The following is an 8,096-nucleotide window of genomic DNA, read 5'->3' on the forward strand; positions in this document are numbered from 1 at the left end:
AGTTTGAGCGCTGACTGTTTTTTCTTGCATATATTTAAAAACAACTTACTCAGAAAGTGAGATGTTAAAAGTTTGTGGCTCTTTTACAACATCTTGCGTTTCTGTATCTGCTGCGATTACATTATCTGTTGTAAATTTAATATCCTTTACCTTTTCTTTTCCATCATCAAGTATTAGGCCGATAATACCATCTCTTGTTTCACCAGGCTTATAGTCTTCCCTTGATACATTTTTTGTACCAACGAGCGTATCTTCATCATATAAAAAGTTTTGCGTTGCTACTTTAAAATGTTGTTTATCATTAATCGCAACATCATTCATAGAGAAAAATTGTATATTTTTATTCCCGCTATTTTCCACCTTATATGTAATTTCAACGTAACGAATCGTATCACTAATCTCTGTACCACTTAGCGATGCATATAACTCCGCATCTTCTTGACTGACTTTATCTCCTAATCTACGCTTTACTTCTTCAGGAGTTAATGCCGTATATACTTTTAATGTATTTTTTGCATCTTTACTCATCTGCGATAAAGAGATTACTTTCACATCTTGTACGTGAATTTTCATTGGTGCTACTTCAAATGTTTGATTCACAGAATGAATTTGTTCTAATTTAAAAGTACCCCATCCTGTTTCTTTCACTTTTTGTCCTACTTTTTTCAGCTCACGCCCACCATATTCTTTTGTTTCAGGAATAGATTCTTTCTTCTTCGGTTCAGCTTTCTTTTCTTCTTGATGGAAGCAACCACTTAACATAAGAAGAAAACTACATAAAACAAAAATACTTTTCCATGCTTTCATCATATAATTTCTCCTAACACTATCATTCATTAATATTAATTAGTCCTTTGCTTTGTAAACTATAGAAACAATGAGAAGTCCACAAAACGAACTTGTCAGTCCAGATACTATTATACCCCCTATTTGGAAAATATGAAAATAGGGATCTACGAAAGCGTGAACGACAAATATAAGAACTGCCACAATGATTGCCGAAATCCAATACTTTCTTTTTTCTGAAGCTATCATCATATCTTTTCCTGTTTCATCTTTATACTTCCATAGTACGTACAATAGCAATAATAAACCGACACATGTACTCCCGTGTTGCATATATTTATACACTGGAATACTATGTAATTCTCTTTGCAATAATGGTATTTTCATAACAAAATAGCCTGTCTTATGAGTGAATGCATCCCAAACAATATGCGTTAACATACCGAATACTGCTGAATAGCAAAATACAAAAAGCTCCTCCCATGTATGAAGCCCCCACCTCTTGTCTACTGTATATGTATAATAGCCAGCAAATGGTTTAGGTAAATGCGTTATAAACGGCTTTTTTAAAATGTAGTGATACATATATGCGAGCAGAAATACAAGTGGTAAATTTAAATATAAGAACCCAAGCCATGTATGGCCAATAATACCATACGGTCTAAAGTGTAAAAAATATTCAAAATCAGGCGCCATACTCCCTAATATAAGAGCCGTTACTGAAATATGTTTAGAATGCTTTTTCACAAAAGGAAGAACTGCTGCTGGATGTGCAAATGTAAACGGCATGTTTTAGCTCCTTTTCAGAATTACAATAGATTACATACTATCATAACGACATGAATAATCTCCATGCAATATTTATTTTCACATTGGAATATGATAGTTTAAATGATATAATCCACATGAAATATTCAGAAAATAAGGAGGGATTCATGTGTCATTAACACTTGTCTTTTTTCTTGTTCTCTTTACCTTGTTTTTAAGTACATACATTGGATTTTTTCTATGGAATCATTTAAAAATTATAAAATACACGCCCGCTTTCGTTGGCTTTATGAGCGTTCTTTTCATTTTTATATGGAAGAGGATGACTTTCGGCTGGGAAGGGCTTGGCTTTGGCGCACTTCAATATACAATACTATTTGCAAGTTGTCTTACCCTTGTATTTGCTGCCTTTTTAGAATCAAAATCCGTTATGAATTGAGGTTTATATATTGATTGACGTACCTTTTTTAAAAAATGTCACATTAAAAAAAGAAAATATCCCTAGTTTCTCCGCATACCCTTACTGCTTACCCGCTATCCGAACATTACAATCACTAGCTTTCCATCCAAATGTAACATTCATTATTGGAGAAAACGGAACGGGTAAGTCAACATTACTCGAAGCGATTGCAATTGCTTTAGGATTTAATGCAGAAGGTGGAACGAAAAATTTCCGCTTTAGCACAAACGATTCCCATTCATCTTTACATGAATATCTTCGAATTTCCAAAAGTTTCAATACACCAAACGACGGTTTCTTTCTTCGTGCTGAATCGTTTTATAACGTTGCTTCTTATATTGATGAAATGGATACCGATTCATACGCACGTGGAAATCCAATTATTGACTCGTATGGTGGTACCTCACTACACGAACAATCACATGGTGAGTCATTCTTCTCCTTATTTATGAATCGTTTTTCAGGACAAGGTTTATACATTTTAGATGAGCCCGAGGCCGCCCTATCACCAATGAGACAACTTTCTATGCTCATTCGAATGCACGAACTAGCGGAACAAGGTTCACAATTTGTTATTGCGACGCATTCTCCTATTTTAATGGCTTATCCTGAATCCACTATATACTCTTTAACACAAGAAGGAATTCACGAATCCGCCTTAGAAGACACCGAGCATTACCAAACGACGAAGCTTTTCTTTGAAAATCGTGATCGATTATTTCATCATTTATTTAATTCTTAAAAAAAAGAAGCAGCGATTGCTGCTTCTTTTTATAGTGCTTCTATAAATAATGCTACCCCAATACCGCCGCCGACGCATAGAGAGGCAATTCCTTTTTCTAATCCGCGTCTCTTTAATTCATGAATTAAACTTACAGTAATACGAGCTCCTGTACAACCAATTGGATGTCCAAGTCCTACACCACTACCGTTTACATTCACTTTTTCACGATCTAAACCTAATTCTTTCTCTACAGCTAAGTATTGCGCAGCGAAAGCTTCATTAATTTCCAGTAAATCTGCATCTTCTAATGACCAATCTACTTTTTCTAATCCTTTACGAATTGCTGGTGCTGGTCCAATACCCATAATTTTCGGATCTACTCCAGCTACTGAATATCCAACAATTCTAGCTAACGGCTGTAAGCCTTTTTCTTTCGCTTTTTCTTCGCTCATTAATACTAAAACCGCGCTTCCGTCATTCAGGCCAGATGCATTCCCTGCAGTTACTGAACCGTCTTTACGGAAAGCTGGTTTTAATCCAGCTAATTTTTCTGCTGTAATATCAGCACGTGGATGTTCATCTTTTGAAAATACTACTTCTTTTCTACGTTCTTTTATCGTAATAGGAACAATTTGATCGTCAAAGTATCCAGACTCAATTGCCTTTAGCGCCAATGTATGACTGCGAAGCGCAACTTCATCTTGTTCCTCTCTTGTAATTTCATATTGTTCAACTAAATTTTCCGCTGTTTCCCCCATCATAATATGATGAATCGGATCTTCTAATACTTCCCACACCGTATCACGAATTTCTCCGTGTTGTAGACGTTGTCCCCAGCGGTGTTGTTTCAATGCATAAGGGCTTGAACTCATTGCTTCTACTCCACCTGCAACGACAACTTCACTTACACCTAATTGAATTTGCATTGCAGCCGACATAATTGCTTGCATACCTGAAGAACATTGGCGTTGGATTGTATAGCCCGTAACTGTGTCAGGAAATCCTGCCGCTAATGCAGCCGTTCTCGCCGTATTTGCTTCATCAGTTCTTTGAATACAATGACCTAAAATTACTTCATCAACTTCGTGTGGTTCTACCCCGCCTCGTTTTACAGCTTCCTGAAGTACAGGAACAGCTAATTCTACTGGCGTTACATTTTTTAGCGCTCCCCCAAAAGTTCCAATTGGCGAACGAACTGCAGCTGTAATAACAACATTATGCATTTTGCACTTGCCCCTCTCTTATGTACCCTAGTCAGTTTTTAGGTGAAATTCCATAAGATGTATGTCTACATCTATCATACTATAAACATACTAAAAAATCAAAATATTTAATATAATAAAAATAGAAGGGATTAACCTTCTATTCTGTTAATGCATATAGGAATTTTTGTAAAATCTTCTCTGTTGTTTTATTCAAATTCGGTAACTTATCTACCGGAAAATATTGAAGCTGTAATCCTTCATGGTCAAGCCTTAATTCTCCACTCACATGATGCCCCTGATACAGATGTATGACATTAAAAATTTCATCTCCATTTGGATATTGGAAGTACACTTCTTTTCCCGAAAGAACCCCGATAAATTGCATAATTTTCGCATTTAGTCCCGTCTCTTCAAACAGTTCTCTGCGAGCAGTTTCTTCTGTCGTTTCTCCTAGCTCCATCGCCCCGCCGGGTACACCCCAATCATATGTATCTGAACGATATTGAAGCAATACTTCTTGATTATCATTTAAGATAATAATTGCTGACCCTACTAGAATAAGCGGCCTTGTACCAACGACTTTGCGTAACTCTTCAATATACCCCAATATGTAAACTCTCCTTTCCTCACCCTTCCTTATCATAACAAAATTTTTCTCCTTTTGTTGATGTAATTTTAAAGAAAAAAAGGAAGCTTTCGCCTCCTTTTTTCACCTTTATCCCGCTTTAATGGGCAGTAAGACCCCCACCTCAAAATTCAGCGAAAGCAAAGAAGTTAGGTGGGGGGCGGGCGTTCAACTAATAATCAGCGGGAGATGAAGCCCCCCCACTGATTAAAGTTTCACTTTATTTCTTAAAACTTTCATATTTTACAGCTTCAAAAGCTTCTTCAATTTCATCATTACGATAATGGACATATGTAAAACGCCCTAATTCTACTAATCGTGCTATTTCTTGTAACGCTTTCTGTTGCTCATATGTTTCCTCAAGCTTAATATGTACATAAAATTTCATTAATGGATGTTCATATAAAGGTTCTCCCACCTCTACATATACATCTTCCACCCCTTGTACAACTCTTACATAACTTGCAAATTGATAAAGAGCTTCTCTGTCTGAAACGATTTTTAATGTATACATATATTCTCCCCCTTTTCTTTACTATATCAAAAAGATGATCACACTACGTTATAGAACTATGAAATTTTTTCGACTTGTAATAAACAAGGCGGTTATCCATACATAGAGTCTTTTCCCAACATATATTATAGGAAGAATTTTTCAGTTGAGGTGTTCCTTATGGATCCATACGTCAATATATGTATTTGCATTACGCCAGGCGCCGATATTTCTAATGATCGTATCGCAAAAGATTTAGCAGTTGCAGAGTCAATTTGGCACCCGATTACATTTCAAATTAAAGAAGTAATTATTTTAAATGAACTTTTTCGTTTTTCTGACCGCGAAATTAGTTATAAAAATTCTATTCAAAGTCAGGAAAAATTAGCATCCTTTTTCCAAACATGTGTAAATGAAGCTCCTGAATGCGACCTTTATATTTGTTATATTGGCAGTGATTATTTCAAAGAAACAGCAGTCATTGCCTGTGCTTACTCTTTAGCGAAACAACAGCAACTTACTGGCTATATCGTTTTAACAAATTCAGCTGCCCCCATGAAAAATATATATACGCTCGCTCACGAAATCGGTCATATTTTATTTACAAGACGTGTTCACGGAAAACTTACTCACGCTGATCCTCATTCCCCAACTGGCTCCGAGCACCATCCTTCTCCAACAAATCTTATGTACCCTATCGTACCTCGTCCTGAAAATGTCCATATTCAATCCCTATTAACGAACGAACAAAAAGCACTCTCTTTACAAAGTGCTTTATTGCAAAGAAAAAAACAGTAACGACTTTGTTACTGTTTAAAACAATATATTCCAATCAATAAACCAAATTCCGGCTGCAACGGATGCAAATATACAACTAAACATAAATACAATTACTCTAAAAATCTCTATATAATATTTCTTTGGAAATAATTTTTTGCATATCCAGAGCAGCCCTTTACCTATTAAGCCGAAGAACAAACATAACCCGATGTATCATCTAATAAAGTATCGAAATAATTATCGTGTACCTTTTTTGAAAAGGTAGTATATAGCCCCAAAATTGTTAAACCTAAAAATATAATAGACAATATACCTAGAAATATACTTTGCATGTTTGTTTTCCTCTTAATAAAAATTAGCATTCAACTAGTTTACACTTTTTCTCTCTTCAATTTTTAAAGACCATCTCATTAATCCATATAAACTTCCGTACAGAAGTAAAGGCTCTAACATTCCCAAATACGGGTTTTGCTTCCCTAATTCTTTAAATACAAACATAATTAATAGCGGGACAATAACAGCTAATATCCCAATCCAACCAAGTATGTACGCCTCCCCAATTAACAGTACTAATAAGATAACTCCAGCTAGTATATAACTTTGCATAGTCGTTAATTGCAATACTGGTGTTCCATACCATTTATTCATAAACAATAATAATACTAGTAATAAAATTGGTAACAAAGCTGCTACATAAATAATGCTAAATTCTTTTATTTTGCTCTTAAATGATGAAATCTTAAAAGCAAATATAATTCCTACAATCGTAATCATTAAAACAATTGGGTATCCAATCAATTGTACATTCGTTAATGTAAATTCATGATTCGGACTTTCAAATAAAATATTTGTAAGTAGCCAATATCCACCTATTCCAATTATCATCCCTAAAATAGTCTTTATACTCCCGCTTTTATCCTTCTCCATCTCTTTCGCCAATTCTTCCGCATACTCTTTTGGCGAATCACCAAATATATCGCTTACCGTCTTTCCCTTTTTCTCACCTTCTATTAAATGAAGTTCTGCATCTGCTAGAAAGGCATCCACATCTTCTTCTTTCATTCCTTTTGTTATTAAATATACTTTCGTATCAATTAAAAACTTTTCCCCTTCTTTAGAAATCTTCATAATAATCCCTCCTTTATTAAACCGTTTCTCTTCTATTCGTCTTCATCATAATTTCAAGGAAAATTAAAATAAACAAACTTCCGTATAAACATATAATTTGAAATAACATCGGCACAAGATCTTCTGATGTAAATGTTTTAAACAGTAACATAATTGAAAGTGGAATGATTAAATATAAGTTTTTAAACCATCCATCAAAATATATATTTATTGCTACTGTAATAATAAAAATCCCACCAGCTAATATATAACTTTGCATTTGAGTGAATGTAAACAGTTTTGTAGGATAGATCACATCTAATACTGTAACAACTCCCATTAAAAACATTGGCGCGATCATAACTAAAAACCACATAGAAAACCACGTTTTTGTAAAACTTGTTACGAAGGTCATTTTGCGAAGTAGAAAATTAGGACCTATAACAACTAAAATCAATGACAAACTATACCCCACGCACTGAATCAGTGACAACTGTAATAATCCGTTATTCACTATTAGGATAGAAGCAATAATCCAAAACGATACGATATTCATTACTGTAAAACCAATTTGCTTCCACGTTTCCTGTCTATCTCTTTCCATCACTTTTACAAGTTCATTTGCGTATTCTTTCGGTGAGCTTCCGAAAATTTCTTCTACGCTTTTTCCATCAATCTCACCTTCTATTAAATGAAGTTCTGCGTCTTCAATAAAGCTTTCCATATCGCTTTCTTTCATACCCTTTGCAGTCAAAAACAATCTCATATCTAATAAAAACTTTCGCGCTTCATTTGATAGCATTATTTTCTTCTCCCCTTCCCTTCAAGTAGACGCTCCACACTACTTTGCATCGCTTCCCAGCGATCCATAAATTCATCTAGTGCTTCCTCGCCTTTTTCTGTTAATGTATAATATTTTCGCTTTGGGCCAGATGGAGATTCCTTCATTACACTTGTTATTAGCCCTTCCTTTTGCATTCGTATTAATAACGGATAAATACTTCCTTCACTTGCCATTGTAAAGCCATACTTTGCTAGCTTCTCACTCATTTCATAACCGTATATTTCACCTTCAGAAATAATAGCAAGTAAGCATCCTTCTAAAATCCCTTTCAGCATTTGACTTGTCGACATAATTCAAATCCTCC

At 34.9% G+C, this 8,096-nt stretch carries 11 protein-coding genes and 1 pseudogene; 3 read left to right on the forward strand and 9 right to left on the reverse strand.

Features of this window, described 5'->3' with window-relative positions:
• Window positions 1-45: 45 nt before the first annotated feature.
• Complete coding sequence (locus MR079_RS11575; protein ID WP_000973891.1) at window positions 46-810, reverse strand: hypothetical protein; 765 nt, start codon at window positions 808-810, stop codon at window positions 46-48.
• Between the two features lie 36 nt (window positions 811-846).
• The gene (locus MR079_RS11580; RefSeq protein WP_139866843.1) at window positions 847-1,575 is read right to left on the reverse strand and encodes a DUF4184 family protein; all 729 of its coding nucleotides are present in this window, start codon (window positions 1,573-1,575) and stop codon (window positions 847-849) included.
• Window positions 1,576-1,723: 148 nt separating this feature from the next.
• Here MR079_RS11580 and MR079_RS11585 point away from each other — a divergent pair, with 148 nt between their 5' ends.
• Entirely contained in the window at window positions 1,724-1,993 is a 270-nt protein-coding gene (locus tag MR079_RS11585) for a hypothetical protein (RefSeq protein WP_139867109.1), read from the forward strand.
• 10 nt (window positions 1,994-2,003) lie between these two features.
• Window positions 2,004-2,756, forward strand: coding sequence for an AAA family ATPase (locus MR079_RS11590; RefSeq protein WP_139866842.1), 753 nt, complete (start codon window positions 2,004-2,006; stop codon window positions 2,754-2,756).
• A gap of 29 nt (window positions 2,757-2,785) precedes the next feature.
• On the opposite strand, the gene MR079_RS11595 is transcribed toward MR079_RS11590, so the two are convergent.
• From MR079_RS11595 to MR079_RS11605, 3 genes are all read right to left on the reverse strand, one after another.
• Entirely contained in the window at window positions 2,786-3,961 is a 1,176-nt protein-coding gene (locus MR079_RS11595; protein ID WP_000552083.1) for an acetyl-CoA C-acetyltransferase, read from the reverse strand.
• A gap of 139 nt (window positions 3,962-4,100) precedes the next feature.
• Window positions 4,101-4,550, reverse strand: coding sequence for an NUDIX hydrolase (locus tag MR079_RS11600; protein ID WP_000540524.1), 450 nt, complete (start codon window positions 4,548-4,550; stop codon window positions 4,101-4,103).
• Between the two features lie 238 nt (window positions 4,551-4,788).
• Complete coding sequence (locus MR079_RS11605) at window positions 4,789-5,082, reverse strand: DUF3928 family protein (RefSeq protein WP_000288328.1); 294 nt, start codon at window positions 5,080-5,082, stop codon at window positions 4,789-4,791.
• A 159-nt stretch (window positions 5,083-5,241) separates the two neighbouring features.
• On the opposite strand from MR079_RS11605, the gene MR079_RS11610 reads away from it, so the two are divergent.
• Window positions 5,242-5,859 carry an ImmA/IrrE family metallo-endopeptidase gene (locus MR079_RS11610; RefSeq protein WP_000371624.1) on the forward strand — a complete coding sequence of 206 codons (618 nt, stop codon included), beginning with the start codon at window positions 5,242-5,244 and terminating at the stop codon, window positions 5,857-5,859.
• 15 nt (window positions 5,860-5,874) lie between these two features.
• On the opposite strand, the pseudogene MR079_RS11615 reads toward MR079_RS11610, so the two are convergent.
• The 4 genes and pseudogenes from MR079_RS11615 to MR079_RS11630 form a co-directional block, all read right to left on the reverse strand.
• Window positions 5,875-6,173, reverse strand: a pseudogene (locus MR079_RS11615) (DNA-binding protein).
• Between the two features lie 34 nt (window positions 6,174-6,207).
• Window positions 6,208-6,969, reverse strand: coding sequence for a DUF1129 domain-containing protein (locus MR079_RS11620; RefSeq protein ID WP_242294002.1), 762 nt, complete (start codon window positions 6,967-6,969; stop codon window positions 6,208-6,210).
• A 16-nt stretch (window positions 6,970-6,985) separates the two neighbouring features.
• Window positions 6,986-7,750: a DUF1129 domain-containing protein gene (locus tag MR079_RS11625; RefSeq protein ID WP_242294003.1), complete on the reverse strand. Its 765-nt coding sequence runs from the start codon at window positions 7,748-7,750 to the stop codon at window positions 6,986-6,988.
• Complete coding sequence (locus MR079_RS11630; RefSeq protein ID WP_000107977.1) at window positions 7,750-8,082, reverse strand: PadR family transcriptional regulator; 333 nt, start codon at window positions 8,080-8,082, stop codon at window positions 7,750-7,752. The genes MR079_RS11625 and MR079_RS11630 overlap by 1 nt, the downstream gene beginning before the upstream one ends.
• Window positions 8,083-8,096: the final 14 nt, after the last annotated feature.

It is taken from the genome of Bacillus cereus group sp. BfR-BA-01381 (assembly GCF_022663555.1).
GTDB classification, from domain to species: domain Bacteria; phylum Bacillota; class Bacilli; order Bacillales; family Bacillaceae_G; genus Bacillus_A; species Bacillus_A pacificus.